Here is a 19,331-nt window from a genome sequence, read left to right as displayed (position 1 = left end):
CCAGGTTTAGGATGATACTTCGGCCAGCTTTTCGTTCTTCGATTTATCGCCCATGTGCGTCAGGGAGAAGACATCCGCAATCACTTCTTCCAGCGGCGGATCTTCGACGCCGACGTCTTCCAGTTCGTATTGGTCGAGCACGGCGGCCAGCACTTCGCCCACTTTAGAGCGATCGACCCGCAGCTTGGCTTTGGGGGGATCTTCAGAAATCACGTCGCCAAATCGAGCCAGCCCAGCCGAAGGAACGTCGCCAACGAAGCTGAGGGTGACAATCTTGTAGCCACCAAATCGGTCGACAATCCCGCTCAACGAGCCATCGTAAATGATGACACCATGGGCAATTACGACCACTCGCTGGCATAACGCCGCGATGTCTTTCATGTAGTGGCTAGTCAGCAGGACGGTGATTTTACGTTCCTGCTGATAATGTTTGAGGAACTGCTGAATGTTGTGCTGGGCGACCACGTCGAGGCCGATGGTCGGTTCATCCAGAAATAAGACATCGGGGGAGTGGAGCAAGGCCGCGATAAGCTCCATCTTCATCCGTTCGCCAAGCGAAAGTGCCCGAACTGGCTGTGTCATGAGCTCTTTGACGCCCAGCAAATCGACCAGTTCGTCCTGGCTACGCTGGAATTTATCTTGGTCGATACGATAAATTTTCTGATGTAGGCGGAAGCTATCTTGCGCGGGCAGATCCCACCAAAGCTGGTTTTTCTGCCCCATCACCAGGGCAAAACGGCGACGATAGGCGTTCTCGCGTAGCCAGGGGACATGCCCCATGACGGTTGCGTTACCGGAAGTAGGATTGATCACGCCTGAGAGGAGCTTGAGTGTTGTCGTCTTACCCGCCCCATTGGGGCCCAGGAAAGCGACGAATTCCCCCTGATCGACGGTTAAATCAATCCCGCGAACCGCTTCCACGGTCTTGTATTTGCGGTGAAACAGGCCCTTGATCGAAGCCAAAAGGCCTTCCTGCTTCTGATAGACTTGGTAAGTCTTGGTCAGCTTGTCGAGTTGGATAATAGGTGCCATGTGCAGATTATAGACCAGGGTGGCAAAGCCGGACAGTTGACAGCTCCCCCTCGCGTTGTGGCAATATGGGGGATTCGCTATAATCGCCGCGCTTTCGGGCATGTCTACCGATTTTGCAAAATCGGCGTGGGGCCCACATACGGATTTGGTTGCGACGGGAAACATTACGGATGATACGTATCGGGCTCGGACACGATACCCATCGATTAGTCGATGGCGGTCCGCTTATTCTGGGTGGCATCGAGATTCCTCACGATAAACATCTTGAGGGGCACAGCGATGCTGATGCTTTGATGCACGCGATCACCGATGCGTTACTGGGGGCGGCCAATCTTCCCGATATCGGCCAGCTTTTTCCCAATACCGATGAAGCGAACCGGGATCGGCCTTCCAGTGACTTCTTGAAGTTGGCCTATCAAAAAGTACAGGCCGAAGGCTGGGAACTGATCAATTTAGACACCGTCATCCATGCCCACCGGCCCAAGCTGGCCGATTTGAAATCGTTGATGCAAATCCGCATTGCCGAAATGCTGCATGTCTCGCCGGAAGAAATCGGCATCAAAGCAAAAACGGGCGAAGGCGTCGGTATCATTGGTCGCGAGGAAGCGATCGAGGTGCAGTGCGTTTGTCTGTTACGAAGAAAATAGTATTACTCGATTCAAAATTCCTACCATCGACGCCCAGCTGCGACTGCGATTAAAGGCACAAGTCACATGAGTAACCTAAGGGTCTACAACACGCTAAGCCGTTCCAAGGAAGATTTCAAAACGGTTGAGCCTGGCAAGGTCGGTATTTATCTGTGCGGTCCGACCGTCTACGCCGAAGCCCATATCGGTCACATGGTGGGGCCGGTCATCTTCGACACGGTTAAACGTTACCTCGAACACAGCGGCTACGATGTTCGCTTGGTGGTCAACATCACCGATGTCGACGACAAACTTATTTTTAAGGCGAACGAACGCAAGATGTCGATGCTGGAAGTCGCCGAAGAGAACATCGCCGATTACCTGGGCAATCTGGCGGCACTTGGCGTGACGACCATTGACGACATGCCCCGCGCAACGGCCTGCATGGACGATATCATTCAGTTCGTTAAAGATCTGATCGATAAAGGCTTTGCCTACGATGTCGATGGTGATGTTTTCTTCGAAGTTAGCAAAGATCCGCAGTACGGCAAGCTCACCAACCGCAGTGTTGAGGCGATGCAGGGAGAAGGGGGCGGCGCGGCAGCCAGCAAGCGTTCGCCTGGGGACTTCGCCTTGTGGAAGAAAGCCAAGCCGGGCGAACCATCGTGGGATAGCCCCTGGGGCAAAGGCCGCCCCGGTTGGCACATCGAATGCTCGGCGATGAGCAAGGGGATTCTAGGCGAGACGTTTGATATTCATGGTGGTGGTCTCGACTTGACCTTCCCGCATCATGAAAACGAAATCGCTCAAAGCGAGTGCTGCCACGGTAAGCCGATGGTGAATTACTGGATGCACAACGGTTTGTTGCGCAGCGATCCCAGTGCTGGCAAGATCGGCGGCAAGGCCGAACGGGAAAAGAAAGATGGGGCCGAAGAAGCCAGTGCCGGCGGTAAGATGAGCCGCAGTGCCGGTGCAGGCGGTTTGGCTGACTTGATCGGGCGCCAAGGGGGAGAACGCATACGTTTCTTCCTGCTGCGAACCCATTACCGCAGTACTATTTTGTTCAGCGAACCGGCCATTGAAGAAGCTGGCACCGGGCTCGATACGTTCCATCGCTTGTTCGAACGCTACGAGCGGATCACCGGAAAGTCGTTCTACGATATTGTCCCGGCCAAGACCCGCAAAGAAGGTGAGTTCGAAGCAGGCGACGACTCGCTGCTAACGTTGATTAAGAAGCATCGTGACGCCTACCTCGAAAAGATGGACGACGACTTCAACACCGGTGGCGGTGTGAGCGAGTTATTCGAGATCGTGCGTGCGATCAACAAGGCGATCGACCAACAGAAACTGGAAGAGACCAAAGGGGCCGATACCAGTTCGCTCGATCAGGCCATGGCCACGCTCCGCGAATTGAGCGCCATTTTGGGGCTGTTTGCAACAAAGCCAGAGGCAGACAGCAGCGAAGATGCTGGTCTGGTAGATCAACTGATGAGCCTGGTGATCGAGATTCGGGCCAACTCGCGAAAGAAGAAAGACTTCGAGACCAGCGACCTCATTCGCGATCGCCTCACCGAGTGTGGCATCACCCTGGAAGATCGCAAAGACGGCACCCTGTGGCGCAAAGGCTAAGGATATTTGCGTAGGGCGCGTCTCGACGCACCAAGCCCTGCGTAACATGCCAGAGTTTCGGATCGCGTGGGAACGCAACGTGAAGGCATGCTGCGTTGGCATATAATGTTGTCGTAAGGCGTCCAAGCAAACTTTGGTGCGTCAAGACGCACCCTACTTCCGTTGGCTAGGTTAACCATTTAGGCCCATGGCCCAGGGGCTACTCCCTGACTAATTCATTTCGCCCTGCAGGGCTGAGGCAGAGACCGGCAAAGGATTATGCGGCAAAGAATTCTCGGCATCGACCCCGGTTTGAACATCACCGGTTATGGCGTGATCGATATTACTCCGACCGGGGTGGCGATTGTCGAGGCAGGCGTCGTACGGGGGAAGACTCGCGGCGACGTGCCGGCCCGGGTGATGGAGATCCATGAAGGGATCACCGACGTCATTACTTCGCTTAAACCGACTGTGATGGCGATGGAAGAGTTGTATTCCCATTACGATCGTCCCAAGACGGCGATCATTATGGGGCATGCCCGTGGCGTGCTTTGTTTGGCTGCCGCGCAGAATTCGTTACCGCTGAAACATTACTCGGCCACGCAGATTAAAAAGATTCTGACCGGCAGTGGGCGAGCCCCTAAGAACCAGATGCAGGAATCGATCCGTCGCGAGCTAGGGCTTTCCGAAGTGCCGGAACCTGCCGACGTGGCCGATGCGTTGGCTGTCGCACTGTGTCATCATTACCTCAGTAAAGTTGCCTCCGCCTTTTGATGGATCTCCTGAATTGATTACAAAAATCACTGGTAAGCTTGTTGCGGTCGATCTGGCCAGCGTGACCCTGGCCTCCGATCCGTTCGAGTACGAAGTGCTCGTCCCGGAATTTGTGCGTCGCCAGGTTCAAGCTTCGGTCGGAAAGACGGTTTCGTTTCATACGATCCACCACTTGGATGGCGACCCAACCCGCGGAAAGATGTCGCCTCGGCTGGTTGGTTTTTCCAATCATGTCGAACGGGAATTCTTCGAGTTGTTTTGCTCGGTCGACGGCGTAGGGGTAAAAAAAGCTTTGCGAGCAATGGTCCGTCCGGTCCAAGAAGTCGCCCATCAGATCGAACAACAGGACGTCAAAGGTTTATCGGCGCTGCCTGGCATCGGTCCAGCGACCGCCGAGCGCATTGTGGCGAAGCTGCGCCGCAAGGTGCCGAAGTTTGCGTTGCTCATTACCGGAGCCGACGGCGAAAGCCCGGCAGCTTCTCGCGATGTGGCTACTGAAACCTTCGAGGTGTTGCTGCAGCTCGGCCACTCCGAAATTCAGGCCCGCAAGCTGATCGAAAAGGCTTTGGCCGAGAAAAAGAGTTACAAGGACGTGGATTCCTTGGTCCAGGCAGTGTACAAAATCGCTCATCAGGAAGGCTAAAGCTTGGATTTTTGCCACGGATTTCACGGATGAGTCCGAATAAGAGAGGTGACTAAGAGGGGCAACCGTGACGCATCAAGCCCTGCCCGGCAGGCGATTGCCTGGAAACGGGTTGTCCATTAAGTCCCATCGGTGAATTCGGTGGAAAAGCTCTTCCGCTCATCGTTTTTTCCCAACCCCCATCGTGAGTTCCGTGGATAGTTCAACTTCTGAACAGCCGTTGGTTTCCGCTGAGGTCGTCGAAGACGAGGCGCTCGTGGCGGCTGAGATTGCTCAACCGCAAGGCGAGCCTTGCCCAAGTTGTGGGTGCCCGGTCGAACCGGATGATAAGTTTTGTCCTGCTTGTGGAACGCCTCACGAGGTCAAAGTTGTCGAGGAGTCGCCGTTAGCAGAACAGAGCGATAAGAAGTACTTTCATTGTCAGACATGTGGGGCGAATGTCGCGATCGATCCGCAAGAGCTGAGTTATGTCTGTCCTTTCTGCGATTCGACCTACGTGGTCGAGTATTCGCCCGATGTAACGGGACGGCAGTTGCCTGAGTTTGTGATTGCTTTTCGTGTGACGCCTGATCAGGCGATGGAAAAGTTCCGCGCGTGGATCAAAGGCAACGATTGGTATCGGCCGGGCGACTTGCACATGGCCGAGATCGAAGACAAGTTGCGTGGCGTTTACTTGCCGTTCTGGAGCTTCTCGATGCTGGCCGAAAGCCGCTGGGAAGGGACGATTGGCGAACACTACTATGTGACCGAAACATACACCACGCGAGAAAACGGCAAGACCGTCACCAAGACACGCCGTGTACAAAAGACCGAATGGTGGCCGTTGGCTGGTAAGCATCACAAGTATTACAGTGGCTACATGATCTCGGCCAGCAAAGGGCTTTCGCAAGCCGACGCCGACCGAATCAAACCGTTCTCGCTGTTGGCTGCCAAGCGTTATGCGCCTTACTTCTTGGCCGGTTGGGCGGCAGAAGAGTACCAGATGGAGATCGAAGAGGCGAAGAAGGTCTGCTACGAAGAGTTCTATCGTCGCGAACGATCGAACATCACGCAGTTCTTGCCGGGCGATACCAACCGAGGGTTGGTGGTTCATACCGAGTTCTCGTTCGAGAATTCCGACTTGTACTTGTTGCCGATTTACTTGCTGACCTATCGCTATCAAGACAAAGTGTTCCGTTTCCTGGTCAATGGCCAAACGGGGCTAATCGCTGGCGATAAGCCGATATCGTGGAAGCGAATTTGGGGAGCGATTGGAGTTGGTTTGGCAATTGTGGCTTTGATTGCGATTGTGATCATGATTTTCTCTGCCGCTACGCGGTAACCAACTTGCACAGCGGAGAACATCCAGCACCCATGAGTGACTTGCTCGAAAAATGTACCGTCTGTGGCGGGTTGATCGACGAAGAGGATTTGTTCTGTGGCAATTGCGGCACCGAAGCTCCTCTTCGGCAAGCGGCACATACCCCGTCGACAACAATCTCGACGCATAGCTTTACGTGTGCTGGCTGCGGCGCGGCGATGAGCTATTCCGCTGAAGTCAGGGCGTTGCGATGCCCCTTCTGTGGTTCGACCAAGCTGGAAAAGGGAGAAGATCATAAGATCATCGCGCCGTCGAAAGTGCTTCCATTTCACATTCACGAAGAAGATGCTCGGCGAATCATGCGCGAGGCGATTGGCAAAGGGTTTTGGCGTCCGCCAGATCTTTCTGAGAGAGCCGTGATTCGCAATATGGTGCCCGTTTACGTGCCTTATTGGGTATTCGCCGCCGAAGTGTTTACCAATTGGACGGCCGATACCAGCCAAACACCCTACGGGGCAAGCGGAGATTGGTACCCATTGTCAGGCGAACATCGCGCTCGTTACGAAGGGGTGTTGGTCGGAGCAAGTGGGGCGTTAACCCCGAACGAAACTTCGCAGCTTTGCCCATTCGACATGGATCAAGCTGTCTCGCCCGAGGAAGTCGACTTAGATAACTTCACGGTCGAACAGTTCAACGTGGCCCGTAAGTACGCGCGTCCTATGGCGCTCGCCGGGCTAGAAGCTTTGGAACGTCGTGCCGTGGATGCGAAGTTTGTTCCTCCGCGCAGTCGCAACGTTCAAGCTAACCTGCGGGTACAAAACATGAGCAGTGATCCGATGTTGTTGCCTGTCTGGATCATGGCCTATCAATACCAAGAGCAGACTTATCGTTTTCTTATTAATGGCCAGACCGGCAAATCAACAGGGCAGGGGCCAATCTCTTATCAGCGATTTGTGAAGGTGGTGGGGATCGTTGTTGCGGTAGCGGTAGGAATTGGCATTTTGGCTGCGATGTGCGGCGGGCTAGGCAACCTGCTAGCACATTAATAGCCTGTTGAATTCCTTGGTGGCCATGCGGCCCAGCCAGAAAATCGACAGGCTATTAAAGCAATCAACACGCACTGCTTTTATTGCACATACTTATCGTAGAGCATTCCTTCGAGGATCACCTCGGTTTCCAGCATGTCTAAGTGAAGTTGCTCGGAAACGTCATGGACCATGTCGTAAACTGCGATTTCCGCCATCGTTTGGGTTCCTTGAGTAAATTGAGATGGGGTGGCAGTCATTGCATATGCAAAGCGAGTGCCATTTCGCAGGATTCGAGTTGCTTCTAGTAGAAGAGGTGGTTTTTCCTGCAATTAGGGCAGGCAACGATGTCTCAATCGACCCATGTCTGATCAATTTAGAGCCACAATGGAAAAGTTTAGTACGGCGGCGAAACTTACCCAGGCTAAGTAGGGGGTGAGAAGCAAAGCCGCGATGCGTGAGTGTCGCCAGAACGAGACAATGGTCGCTCCGATTGTCAGCCAGAGAAAAACGATCTCGATGGCGGCTGCTGTGGGGTTTTCGAGTCCAAAGAAGAGAACCGACCAGGCTGTGTTGAGCAACAATTGAAAGCAAAACACACCCAAAGCCCCAGGGGCATCGAGCCAGCCAGAGCGAAGCCAAACCAGCCAGGCCGAGATTGCCATCATCAGATAAAGGGTGGTCCAAACCGGGCCGAAGATCCAATTTGGGGGATTAAACGCCGGCTTATTGAGTTCCGCGTACCAAGCCGGAATCTGAGGGAGCGTGACCGACGAGCCGACGCCTGCAGCGGCAAAACAGAAAACTAGCCAGCCTCCTAGTCCGGCAATTTGAAGCCAATAGGGCTGCGGATGGTGACTGGCGGACAAATTATCCATCTTGCTTACTCTCCGGATTCCGAACTTTCCGACCCTGGGGGGCATTTGTTATAGTGAACCGCGATAGTCCACACTTGTTCACTGACTCAGCGGTTTAGCGCGACTACGAAATCTTCAAAGGGATACAAAGGTTCCAGGATGGGCAGGGAAACGGTTTTGCGTGGCGATGATGGTCCCAGCGAGGAAGATCGTAGCCTCCGCCCGCAATCCATTTCGGAAATGGTCGGCCAGCTAGAGGTTCGCGAGCGTCTGAAGGTGGTAGTCGATGCTGCTGTCAAACGGGACGAACCTCTGGGCCATATCTTGTTTGATGGCCCCCCCGGGCTGGGCAAAACCACCTTTGCAACTTGCATTCCGAAAGACCTGGGGGTCAATTTTCAATTGACGTCGGGGCCTGCCTTGCAAGCGCCGAAGGACTTGGTGCCTTATCTGACCAACGCCGACGAGCGTTCCATCTTGTTTATCGACGAAATTCATCGGTTGCCCAAGGCGGTAGAGGAATATCTTTACACCGCCATGGAAGATTTTAGGATTGATATCGTGTTGGGGGAGGGGACCAACGCCCGGACGATCAATTTACAAATCAAACCGTTCACGCTTATTGGTGCGACCACTCGCAGCGGCATGTTGACGGCGCCCCTGCGTGATCGTTTCCCGTTACGCGAACATCTCGATTTTTACACCAATGAAGAACTGGCCGAAATTATCCGCCGTAATGCGGTGAAGCTAAGTGTTACGATCGAAGATGATGCCTCGTTAGAGATTTCAGAGCGAAGTCGAGGAACCCCACGTGTAGCGAATAATCGTCTCCGCTGGATCCGCGATTATGTTACCAGCAAGGCCGACGGCCACATCACATTGCAGCTGGCCCGCGACGCGATGAAGATGCAAGAGATCGACACGCTGGGGCTTGATAATCAAGACCGTAAGTATTTAAGTACGATCATCCGCGTTTTCGGTGGTGGCCCGGCCGGCCTCGAGGCGATCGCTCATACAATGAACGCCGCCCCGGAAACCTTAGCCGATGAAGTCGAGCCGTTTCTCTTGCGGACTGAACTGCTTGTCCGAACGCCGCGTGGCCGTGTGGTGACGGCTAAGGCGCTAGAACATGTTCAGAAGTATAAGAAATAACGGCCTGACGCTTTACATTTTTACGGCGTGGTCGCTTCAATCGCAAAACGCAGCTTGGCAACCGCCGAGCTTTTTTCGGAAGGGAAGTCTTCGTCGCGCACGACGAACACATCGCCTCCCTTGTCCAGCGTTTCGACGGCTGCTTCGTCGAGCAGGTCGAGGCTGCCTTCACTGGGGGCTTTATCTTGCTGCACGTGTCCCTCTTCGTCGAGATGACCCCAGATAGGCGTCTTTTCTCGAATCAGAAGTGTATCGACCGCCCCCATCTGTGCGGCTTGCAGGATCGTTTCCAGGTCGTCCGTGGCACAGTTGCGACCATGGGCATCGTTGTAGTTTTCAATCGCTTCGGTAATTTCCTGGCGGAAATAAGGCTCCACGACTTCCAATGCCTTCTTGTGCAACTCTTCGGCTGACGTTTCGTCGAAGTTCCCCTCGATCGGATCGGGCAACAACTGTTTGTAGCTAGTTGCTTCCTTGAAGATCGGGAACAAGTATTCGACGCCTGCAAAGATGAGCGGATCTTCGCGCCCCTCGAGGTATTCCGATAAGGGAGCGTCGATCCGGTGGAAGAACTGCAAGATGTTCGCCTTGTGGTCGTCTTCGCCAGCCCCATGTCCGTGATACATCGTATCGACCTGATTGCCGGCTGCGTAGCTGAAGTGCTGAATCGAAGTCATATAGTCATCGATATTCAGAGCCTCTTTCAAGCTTTCCGGCAGGTCCTCGGGGAAGCGTTCTTCCAAGCCATCGCGATTCCCTTCAAACAAACGCACATGCTTCTGGCTGATGGTTAAGACAACAAAGCTGCCGTCTCCATGCAAGGTAGGAAGCAGAGGACGCAGGTAAAAGCGTTCGCCCACGTGCGCCTGTTCTTCGCACGTGTAGTTCATGGAATGAACTTCCAACGAATCTGGCGTAACGAATAACGCTAGGCCTGAGTGCGGATGCTTCCAGGCATCGTGATCCGGTTCGTTGATAAAGTTCTGGAGTTGTGCGAGCACGCCCTGCCGCGATTCTGATGTGGCGACCTCGTCTTTATCAAGTAATTGCTCGGTATCTTTGAGAAGGTTCTTAAAGCGAATTTCGTTCTGGCGAACTTCTCTTCCCCAACGAACCATCGGCATATAAAGGGAAACACAAACGTCATTTGACTCGTTTAGTAGCGATTGAATCAATTGCGATGACATGGCAATGACTCTCCTTTCTGAAGTGCGAACTGCCTTGATGGTCAGTAAAAAACCACTTTGACCGTCGATCGCTCTAGGATTGCGCATCACGAGAGCCAGAAACGATATGCAGTTGCTGGATTGATCGATTGGATTGAATTGCGGAAACTATCGCTGTCTGCAAGGCAGCCGACATGGAAGCAAAACCGTTTTTCTAGGGATTAAAGAGCTACCACTGGCTGTCCGCGTGCGATTGACAACGCAGACTTAACTAAGAAGCAAACACCGCGCCGAAACGCCCGGTGCCTCTTTTCAGAATTTCTTACACCTTCAAAAGACAATGCCACATGGCAACTTGGATAACCGTCGCTTTGTTGACTCTGTTGGCTGGCTTATCGATGCCGGCAGGGGCTATTTTGGCCCGTTTTGAACGGATTCACCCTGATTGGTTGGAGGAAGAATTTCGGCATGCCGTCTTGGCGTTTGGTGGCGGGGCGTTGTTTTCTGCCGTCGCGTTGGTTTTAGTGCCGGAAGCTAGTGCCGTGCTAAGCCCGATGGCGTCAGTTTCTTGGTTCGTTGTTGGGGGGCTCGCGTTTTGCGGGCTCGATATCGTGTTGGCACGCAGGAAAAGTGCGACCAGTCAATTGGTTGCGATGCTGGCTGATTTCATTCCAGAAGCAATGGCCCTCGGAGCCGTTTTCAGCACCGGCGGCGATTCTGGATTGCTGCTGGCTTTTCTGATTGGCTTGCAGAACTTTCCGGAAGGCTTTAATGCCTATCGCGAAATGAATCGCGGACCAGGGCTGACCGGTTTTAAGATCGTGGTTGTTTTCGCAGGTCTGGCGATGCTTGGGCCAATCGCCGGACTGAGTGGCTACTTTCTGCTGGCCCAATTTCCGACGCTGGTAGCAGTGATCAAGATGATTGCCGGAGGCGGGATTTTGTTTCTAGTGTTTCAAGATATCGCACCCGGCGTACGACTCGAAAACGCCTGGGCGCCGCCACTGGGCGCGGTGCTGGGGTTTGCCTTGGGAATTATGGGCCACGATTTGTTGCATTAGTGTTGTAATCTTGTTTATGAGTTACTTCAGAGCGGGGGAAGCCTTGGCCGCTTCTAAGCGTCGGACGTTTCTCGAAGGCTCGGTATTTTGAGTCGTGGGCGTATTTCGTTCTCGATAAGCTAACTAACTATTAAAGCCGCCCTAACGCGCCGGGGCTGGGCGTTTTTTTCTCTGCTGTGAGGATTCTTCGTGCGGTTTTTTGCTAGAAAGAGGGAAAAGTGGTTGTTGGAGTATCGGTTTGCGCCAAAATATAAGGATCGAATGTCCTGCCTGCTTTTATCTATTCGTAAGCAAAGATCATGAAGCTCTCTCGACGTATTTGGCTGAAGCTTTCTTCCCTGTTTGCCTGGGGAGGCCCAGCCGCTCTGGTTTCGGGGCAAGACCGTGCAGCCCCTGCGAAAATCGATCCGGCGATGCCATTCGGTGCAGACCACAAACGGTTGGACTCGTTGGCTGTGGGCAACTGGTGGGAGAAGAAAGCGAACGGTAAGACTCCCCCTCCGCCGATGTTGGTCCCGCGCGACGAAGTGGTTGCCTTTGCGGTGTACACCCAAGATCGCGGTGTGCTGAAAATGACCGCCCAGTTGTTTCCGTTGAAACCAGACGAAGCACGCGAAGCTCGATTGGAAATCAAGCCAGACGGCGAGTGGATTGAGATTGCCAAGGAGGAAGTTCTGTTCCCTGGTTGGAGTGCCCACTTCCGCGTTGAGAACTGGGATGGATCGAAAACCGTGCCGTATCGTGTGCGGCATGGCAAGCAGGCGATGTTCGAGGGGACGATTCGTAAAGATCCGATCGACAAAGAAACCATCGTCGTCGCCAACATGTCGTGCAATTCAAGCCGCACCGTGGGGGCTCGTCCAGAGATCTTGGAAAACTTACTGCTGCAAGATCCTGACCTGCTTTTCTTTGCCGGGGATCAAACCTATCGACATACCGAGCACACCGCTGGCTGGATTGAATTTGGACTTCAGTTTCGCGATGTCATTCGCGATCGGCCGGCCATTTGTACGCCAGACGATCACGATGTCGGCCAGCCCAACTTGTGGGGCGAGAATGGACGGCTTTCGACACTGCCTGGCAACGCGGATGGTGGGTTCATGTATCCCGCTGAATACGTCAACATGGTGCAGCGGCAACAATCGTGGCACTTGCCCGATTCGCCGGACCCCGCCACCATCGAGCGAGGCATTACCGTTTACTTTACTAGCATGAAAGTCGGTGGCGTTGATTTCGCCATTCTGGAAGATCGCAAATTCAAGAGCGGGCCAGCGGGTAAGATTCCGCAGATGGGCCCGCGGCCTGATCATATTAACGATCCTAGCTACGATCCCAACTCGATCGACTTGCCGGGGTTGGTTTTGCTGGGCGAGCGTCAGCTCAATTTCCTCAAGCAATGGGGGGAAGATTGGAGTGACGTGCAAATGAAGTGTGTGCTTTCGCAAACCGCATTCTGCGGAGCCGTTCACATGCATGGTTCCGAAACAGGCCGCCTGCTGGCCGACCTCGATTGCAACGGTTGGCCACAAACGGGGCGTAAGAAGGCGCTCGAAGAGATCCGCCGTGCCAAAGCGATTCACTTGTGTGGCGATCAACACTTGGCCGTCGTGGTAAAGCATGGCATCGACGACTTCGGCGACGGCCCTTATGGTTTCACCAGTCCGGCGTTGGTGAATACCATTTACGGACGCTGGTGGCATCCGCTCGACGAGAAGCCAGGGCCCAATCCGGTGGCTGATAGTCCGTTGCCGTGGACCGGCGACTTTAAAGATGGCCTGGGGAATAAGATTTCGATGATGGCGTATGCCAATCCGCCGAACATTCGGGACGAAAAGCAGCGTGCCGACGGCTACGGCATCGTGCGATTCAACAAGAAGACGCAAGAGGTGACCATCGAGTGTTGGCCACGTTTCTCGGATGCGAAGAAGGGAGACAGCGAACAGTTTGCTGGCTGGCCGCTCAAAGTGGCCGTGGCCAATTACGATGGACGCAAGGCGGTGGGTTTTCTGCCGGAACTCAAGTTCGACGAGGCGACCAATCCGGTCGTTCAAGTGGTGCATGACGAAACAGGCGAGATTCTTTATACCCAGCGGGTTACCGGCACTTCGTTCCGTCCGCCAGTGTTTGCCGAAGGAAGCTACACCGTGCATGTCGGCAAAAAGAAAGCAGGAGAAGTCAGTTTTACCCACCTGGCGATCGCCTCTGCCGAAGAAAGCCTCGACGTCGTTTTGGCGTAAGGAAGCGAGATCCAACTAAGTTCCCTCAAGGGAAAAAGAGAAGGCAACGAAAACTGCGCAAAAAAGATATCTATTTGCGCAGTTCCTCATTGCTGGGACCGGAGGCAGAGAATAGGTTGAACAGCATATATCTTGCCTGCTATTCCCCTGAAAAGGATCCGCACCGATGCCTTCAACCTACCTTTGCCGTCGCCTGAATCTGGTGGCGTTGCTTCTTGGGAGCGTGTTCTGCGTCGCTCCGCTTTCCCTGGCAAATGCCGACTCGCCTGATGCCAAGGCCAAAAAGGTCGATCCCTTGGATGGCCCGCCGGTGGTATCCTGCAAGGCGTGGATTGTGGTCGATGCGGACACAGGCAAACGGCTGGATGGGGCTAACGATACCGAACGTCTGCACCCGGCCAGCGTCACCAAGATGATGACTGCTTTGCTGGTCAGCGAGGTCATTGAGAAAGACCCTGACGCGATTAACGAGATCATTACGTTTTCGGAAAAAGCGGATAAAACGATCGGCTCGACCAGCGGCGTCAAAGCTGGCGAGAAAGTCTCGGTAGGGGAACTGTTGTACGGTTTAATGTTGCCCTCGGGAAATGACGCCTCGGTCGCTTTTGCCGAGCATTTTGGCGATCGCGTGGGCGAAGCGTCGGAAGCCAAGGGATACGATCGATTTATCGAAGCGATGAACCAGCGCGCTAAGTCGTTGGGGATGAACAGTACCGGCTATCGCAACTCGCACGGCTTGGATAACGACGAGCATCTAACCACGGCAGCCGATCAGGCGATCTTGGCTCGCGAAATCATGAAAAGCCCGATTCTGTCCAAGGTGGTGGGGACGTCGACTTACAAAACCAAGGTGACCCAACCGGACGGAACCAAGCGGGAAGTCGAGTGGAACAACACGAATCGGTTGCTCCAGTACGAAAACTACCTAGGAATTAAGACCGGCACCACCAGCAAAGCAGGAGCTTGCTTGGCTTCCTGCTGCGAGCGGGATGGTGATCGTCGAATCATGATCGTCCTTGGTTCCAGCGGAACGGATGCTCGTTACGCCGATTCTCGGAACCTGTGGCGTTGGACTTGGAACCAAACTCCTCCTAATTCCGCCAAGACGGACAAACAAATGACGCTCAGCCCCGAAGCAAAACGAATCCATGAATCAGCCTTGGTGATCGACGGCCACAACGACTTGATGTGGGAAATTCGCGAAAAAGGAAGCAGCAGCTTCGAGAAGATCGACATTCGCCAACCCCAGCCCAAGATCCATACCGATATTCCGCGTCTCAAAGAAGGGAATGTTGGGGCTCAGTTTTGGTCGGTCTATGTGCCAGCAACTTTGGGGGATAAGGGAACCGCGTTTCTCACCACGCTCGAACAAATCGCGTTGGTCAAGAAGATGGTAGAGATTTACCCCGATCAGTTTGAACTAGCGACCACCGTGGACGACATCGAACGGATTTCCAAGACCGGAAAGGTTGCCTCGTTGATCGGCGTGGAAGGGGGGCACTGCATTCAGGAATCGCTGGCCAACTTGAATCATCTGTACGATCAAGGGGCACGCTACATGACGTTGACCCACAGCAAGAATTTGAGTTGGGCCGATTCAAGCACCGACGACGAACAGACTGGCGGCTTGAGTCCGTTTGGTGTCGAGGTGGTACAGCAGATGAACCGGCTTGGCATGATGGTTGATATCTCGCATGTCTCTCCCAAGACGATGCATGCTGCGATGGATGTCAGTAAGGCGCCGATTATCTTCTCGCATTCATCGGCTCGGTCGGTGGCCGATTCGCCCCGCAATGTCCCCGACGATGTTTTGAAGCGGGTCCACGACACGGAAGGGTTGGTGATGGTCAACTTCTACTCGGCGTTTGTTGTGCCGGAATCTGCTGCCCGCTATTCGGTTCGATTCGACTTGAAGCAGAAGTTGATCGAGGAAGTCGGCCAGGCCGAAGCCGATGTTCGCATGGCCAAATGGGACCGCGAGAACCCGATGGACTTGGGCACTATCAACGATGTGCTCGATCACATCGATCACTTGGTAAAGGTGGCTGGCTGGGAGCATGTGGGGCTCGGTGCCGATTTCGACGGAGTCGACGCTTTGCCGGTCGGTTTAGAGGACGTTAGCCGCTATCCTTACATCACCCAAGGCTTGCTCGAACGAGGTTACACGGAAGAGCAAATTCGCGGTATCTTGGGCGAAAACCTCATGCGTGTCATGCGAAAAGTGGAAGAGGTGGCTGCCGAAATTAAACAAGCGGGGACTAATCCTTAAACGCTTGCCGACGTTTCTTTTGAATCGGATCGGACGCTACCGTAACTGCGACATGCTTATTTAAAGCTGCGCGGAGGCGTTCGATCCGCTCGGGCTCTGGAACCTGCGCAGAGCCACTGGCCAAGTTGATTTCTTCCGCCGGGTCTTCCTGTATGTCGAACAGCCTACCGTCGGCGTACAACTTGTAGCGAGCGTCACGCACGTGCTGCGAAGCTTTGCCACGCATACCGTTGCGTTCGTACCAACAATAAATGTAAGGCTTCTTTCGCTGCTTACCGATAAACACCGGGGCTAAGCTGACTCCGTCGATCTTCAACTCGTCCGGGACTTCGAGGCCTGCAACTTCCAAAACCGTCGGGAAGACATCGCTGAAATCGACTAAATCTTCGACCACTTTCCCAGGCTCGATTTTGCCAGGCCAACTGGCCAAGAAGCCCACGTGCGTTCCGTTGTCTTTGGGGCTGCCTTTGCCGCCCCGATAATCTCGACCCTGAAACGGTGTCACGATACTGGTGTAGGTGCCGTTGTCGCCGGTCCAGATGACAAGCGTGTTCTCGCGCAGTTTTAGCTCGTCGAGCTTGTTGAGAACTTTGCCGACCATTTTATCGGTATATCGAACCATCGCGTCCCAGTATTCCGGTCCCTTGAACCCACCAGGCTCGGTTTCTTTGTCTCGCCACATCGTGGGATCCCAATCGGGATGGTCAGGCGTTGGCAGAAAGGGCCAGTGCGGGGCGATCATCGGATAGTAAACCAGGAACGGTTTGTCTTGGTTCGTCTCGATGAAGTTGCAGACATAATCACTTACCACATCCGGCCCAAACTCGCCGTTCTTGAAATCGACCTCCTTGCCGTCGATTTCCAGGCCAGGGTTCGGATAGCGACTAGGACGCCGCGTCAATTGCCACAAGCAGTAATGATCGAACCCGAACTTCGCCGGGCCTGCTAAACCGCCTTGAAGTTGCCACTTCCCGGCGATGCATGTTTCGTAACCGGCATCGCGTAGGAGGTTGGCAAACGTTGTTGCTTGGGGATCAAGCAGCCCGAACTGAATGTAGTTCCGGTTGTTGTAGATGCCGGTCATGATCTGCACGCGCGAGGGTGTGCAAATGGGCTGCGCATGGGCATTTTCAAACCGCATCCCTTCCGCTGCCAGGCGATCGATGTTGGGAGTAGGATACGCCTTTGAGCCGTAGCAGCCTAAGCACTCGTAGCCAATATCGTCCGCCATAATGACGACGATGTTGGGCTTGCGGGGAGACGCTGCCTGTGCGGGGACTGGCGAGAGCAGGGGGAGGAGACCAACGAGCAGGCCAAAAGCGATTCGAGTGGTCAATCGGTCGCAAGAGCACCACGGGCGGCAAACGATTTGCGCTACGGCAAGGAATCGAGACATGGCAGACCTTCGTGTGAATGCTGTGATTGGGCTGCGATAAGATCCGGCTGCATTTTGATCCCTCGATTTCCCGGCGTCAATTCATGCGAACGTCGTCACTTGGCTACCATCGCTCATGTAATGGTGGTGACATTCAGAACGACATCGATGTCGTGAGAATCGACAGTGGGGTGCGGCTTGCCTGGGGGGTAAATCGTAGCGGATGAATTTCTTTACTGGGTTACGGGTATTCAAGCCGCGTTGATGTGGGGTAGTGGTTCATTATCCGCCATGGCGTGGTGCTCTTCAGGGAAGCAATTTTCGTCGCAGTTATTTTGGCATTAGAGATGCAAATGCAGCTCCTGTCCGTTTGTTCGGATGGGAGCCCTTGTGATAATCTCGCCTCTTGTTACCATGTTTTTAGTGGTACTGAGAATTAGTATCTGGATTCGGCGTTGAGTGATCCACAGAATCGTCTTTGAACAACTCAAGCGAGCGCGGCCAAGGCTGCTCTGTTCTGCCGAAACTCGCGTCTCTCAGGCAATTGCCTGGCAGGTGGGGCGTAAGGGCTGTTGATTTGCGTTTGTGCCCCCTTGATTAGCGGCGTGAAACAATTGCCTGTGTTCCCTGGCACGAGCCCAAAAGAACACATTTCATCAGTGCATATCAAACATAGATTTCCGTGGGAAAGCGATCGAACCATGAAGCGTCGTGGGTTTACCTTAGTCGAGTTGCTCGTTGTCATCGCGATTATTGGTGTTCTGATTTCCTTGTTGTTGCCAGCTGTTCAGCAAGCCCGGGAAGCGGCTCGGCGAATGCAATGCACCAACAATCTCAAGCAACTCGGATTGGCCGTCCACAACTACCACGATACGTTTAGCTCGTTGCCCTATCCGGATCTGGGGATTACCTACAACAGCAATTTAAAGTGGATCAATAGCTGGGGCTTGGCCTTGCTGCCAATGATTGAGCAAGGTGCTTTATGGGATCAATTTGATCCGACGGCTACGAATGGTATTTCGGACCAAACCAATCAAGATATCGTGACGGTCCAGCTTTCGGCTTTCGTGTGTCCCTCGACGCCGAGAAGTGGATTGATTCAAGGCATTATCGAACAAGAGGACAGCAGCTCTTCGTTCAACAAAAACCTGTCAGCTGCTGCCGGCGATTACTTTCTTCCGCGTAGCTTTCGGGATGACACGCTAACTCCCAAGGAAGTGCCGGCAGCTTTCTTTGACGGTAGTTTTTCTAAGCCGGTCCGTTTCAGTGCGATCACCGATGGGCTTTCGAATACCATGTTTTTCTTTGAACGAGCTAACTTTCCCAACGTTGTCGTCCGTGGTAATCGCCAGAAGGATCCGGCGGACTACAGTTACGCTTCGGTTGTCGATACCAACTTTCAAGGATGGTGGGCATCGACGCAGCACGACCGAATCCGAAGCTGGACGTACGACGGCAAGCAGTACTATGGACCATGCGTCATCAACTGCACCAACGACTGGGGTGGCGCCTATTCGTATCATCCTGGCGGTATGAATGCTTCGGCGGGGGATGGTTCGGTGAAGTTCATCGCCGAGACCGTCGACAAGGGAGCGTTTCGCGCTTTCGTCGGTCGTGCCGATGGCTTCGTGCAAGGCGAACTCTAAGAAGAGCAAACGGGCCCGCCTCGATCCTCTTTGCATGTATGACAAGGTACCACTGGATGAAGTTGAACAATCTTGCATTGTTACTCCTCGCAGCGACGACTTTGCCCGGGTGTTTTGGTGGTAATCAAAGTTATGACACCATCGAGACTTTTCCCGTTGCTGGAACCGTGCAGATTAATGGCGTCCCAGCCCGGGGAGCCCTTATTCGCTTCTGGCCGAAGCAGGAGCAAGCAGGAGTGAAATATCCGATCACGCCGTCAGGGCGAGTCGACGCACAGGGAAACTATCAGTTAACATCGTATGAAGGGCCTGATGGTGCTCCGCCGGGCGATTATTCGATTACGATTACCTGGCCAGATCCCGACTGGCGACCGCCCGGTGGTGGAATGCCCCCGCCTCCGCCTGATCGATTGCAGGGGAAGTTCGCTGACCAAAGCAATGCGATTCGTGATTTCACGGTGGTAGCAGGAGAAAACAAAGTTGAGCCAATTATTCTAAACGATGTGAAGATCCTGAAGGGATCGAAGTTGCCTTCCGCTTCCCACTGAGGTCGTATCAGG

16 protein-coding genes are annotated in these 19,331 nt (G+C 53.9%); 12 read left to right on the top strand and 4 right to left on the bottom strand.

The window, feature by feature from the left end; translation table 11 throughout:
- Window positions 1-6: 6 nt before the first annotated feature.
- On the bottom strand, window positions 7-1,032 hold the full coding sequence (locus DTL42_RS22505) for an ABC transporter ATP-binding protein (protein WP_114372433.1): 1,026 nt from the start codon (window positions 1,030-1,032) through the stop codon (window positions 7-9).
- Window positions 1,033-1,202: 170 nt separating this feature from the next.
- Here DTL42_RS22505 and ispF point away from each other — a divergent pair, with 170 nt between their 5' ends.
- The 6 genes from ispF (at window position 1,203) to DTL42_RS22475 (ending at window position 7,029) form a co-directional block, all read left to right on the top strand.
- On the top strand, window positions 1,203-1,679 hold the full coding sequence (ispF, locus tag DTL42_RS22500; protein ID WP_114372431.1) for a 2-C-methyl-D-erythritol 2,4-cyclodiphosphate synthase: 477 nt from the start codon (window positions 1,203-1,205) through the stop codon (window positions 1,677-1,679).
- Between the two features lie 66 nt (window positions 1,680-1,745).
- Window positions 1,746-3,287, top strand: a complete 1,542-nt coding sequence (gene cysS / locus DTL42_RS22495; RefSeq protein WP_114372429.1) for a cysteine--tRNA ligase — start codon at window positions 1,746-1,748, stop codon at window positions 3,285-3,287.
- 258 nt (window positions 3,288-3,545) lie between these two features.
- Complete coding sequence (gene ruvC / locus DTL42_RS22490) at window positions 3,546-4,040, top strand: crossover junction endodeoxyribonuclease RuvC (RefSeq protein WP_114372427.1); 495 nt, start codon at window positions 3,546-3,548, stop codon at window positions 4,038-4,040.
- A 13-nt stretch (window positions 4,041-4,053) separates the two neighbouring features.
- Window positions 4,054-4,683 (top strand): Holliday junction branch migration protein RuvA, encoded by a 630-nt coding sequence (gene ruvA, locus DTL42_RS22485; protein WP_114372425.1) that lies wholly within the window; start codon window positions 4,054-4,056, stop codon window positions 4,681-4,683.
- Window positions 4,684-4,876: 193 nt separating this feature from the next.
- Window positions 4,877-6,004, top strand: coding sequence for a zinc ribbon domain-containing protein (locus DTL42_RS22480; protein WP_234824318.1), 1,128 nt, complete (start codon window positions 4,877-4,879; stop codon window positions 6,002-6,004).
- Between the two features lie 32 nt (window positions 6,005-6,036).
- Window positions 6,037-7,029 carry a hypothetical protein gene (locus tag DTL42_RS22475; RefSeq protein ID WP_114372423.1) on the top strand — a complete coding sequence of 331 codons (993 nt, stop codon included), beginning with the start codon at window positions 6,037-6,039 and terminating at the stop codon, window positions 7,027-7,029.
- Window positions 7,030-7,379: 350 nt separating this feature from the next.
- On the opposite strand, the gene DTL42_RS22470 is transcribed toward DTL42_RS22475, so the two are convergent.
- A complete protein-coding gene (locus DTL42_RS22470; RefSeq protein WP_114372421.1) occupies window positions 7,380-7,886 on the bottom strand; it encodes a TspO/MBR family protein in 507 nt (168 codons plus the stop codon).
- Between the two features lie 138 nt (window positions 7,887-8,024).
- Between DTL42_RS22470 and ruvB the strand changes: the two genes are divergently transcribed.
- Window positions 8,025-9,017, top strand: a complete 993-nt coding sequence (gene ruvB, locus DTL42_RS22465; protein ID WP_114372419.1) for a Holliday junction branch migration DNA helicase RuvB — start codon at window positions 8,025-8,027, stop codon at window positions 9,015-9,017.
- Between the two features lie 20 nt (window positions 9,018-9,037).
- On the opposite strand, the gene DTL42_RS22460 is transcribed toward ruvB, so the two are convergent.
- A complete protein-coding gene (locus DTL42_RS22460; RefSeq protein WP_114372417.1) occupies window positions 9,038-10,204 on the bottom strand; it encodes a hypothetical protein in 1,167 nt (388 codons plus the stop codon).
- Window positions 10,205-10,530: 326 nt separating this feature from the next.
- On the opposite strand from DTL42_RS22460, the gene DTL42_RS22455 reads away from it, so the two are divergent.
- The 3 genes from DTL42_RS22455 to DTL42_RS26445 all read left to right on the top strand — a co-directional run bounded on the left by DTL42_RS22455 (window position 10,531) and on the right by DTL42_RS26445 (window position 15,750).
- Window positions 10,531-11,244, top strand: a complete 714-nt coding sequence (locus DTL42_RS22455) for a ZIP family metal transporter (protein ID WP_114372415.1) — start codon at window positions 10,531-10,533, stop codon at window positions 11,242-11,244.
- A 299-nt stretch (window positions 11,245-11,543) separates the two neighbouring features.
- Window positions 11,544-13,481 carry a hypothetical protein gene (locus DTL42_RS22450; RefSeq protein WP_114372413.1) on the top strand — a complete coding sequence of 646 codons (1,938 nt, stop codon included), beginning with the start codon at window positions 11,544-11,546 and terminating at the stop codon, window positions 13,479-13,481.
- A gap of 166 nt (window positions 13,482-13,647) precedes the next feature.
- Window positions 13,648-15,750 (top strand): membrane dipeptidase, encoded by a 2,103-nt coding sequence (locus tag DTL42_RS26445; RefSeq protein ID WP_158545516.1) that lies wholly within the window; start codon window positions 13,648-13,650, stop codon window positions 15,748-15,750.
- On the opposite strand, the gene DTL42_RS22440 is transcribed toward DTL42_RS26445, so the two are convergent.
- Entirely contained in the window at window positions 15,740-17,146 is a 1,407-nt protein-coding gene (locus tag DTL42_RS22440; RefSeq protein ID WP_114372411.1) for a sulfatase-like hydrolase/transferase, read from the bottom strand. The genes DTL42_RS26445 and DTL42_RS22440 overlap by 11 nt on opposite strands.
- A gap of 680 nt (window positions 17,147-17,826) precedes the next feature.
- Here DTL42_RS22440 and DTL42_RS22435 point away from each other — a divergent pair.
- Window positions 17,827-18,771: a DUF1559 domain-containing protein gene (locus DTL42_RS22435; protein ID WP_114372409.1), complete on the top strand. Its 945-nt coding sequence runs from the start codon at window positions 17,827-17,829 to the stop codon at window positions 18,769-18,771.
- A gap of 56 nt (window positions 18,772-18,827) precedes the next feature.
- Window positions 18,828-19,319, top strand: coding sequence for a carboxypeptidase regulatory-like domain-containing protein (locus DTL42_RS22430; protein WP_114372407.1), 492 nt, complete (start codon window positions 18,828-18,830; stop codon window positions 19,317-19,319).
- Window positions 19,320-19,331: the final 12 nt, after the last annotated feature.

Source organism: Bremerella cremea (assembly GCF_003335505.1).
GTDB classification, from domain to species: domain Bacteria; phylum Planctomycetota; class Planctomycetia; order Pirellulales; family Pirellulaceae; genus Bremerella; species Bremerella cremea_A.
The sequence above is the reverse complement of the archived record's forward strand: the minus strand, read 5'-3'. Positions and strand labels throughout refer to the sequence as shown.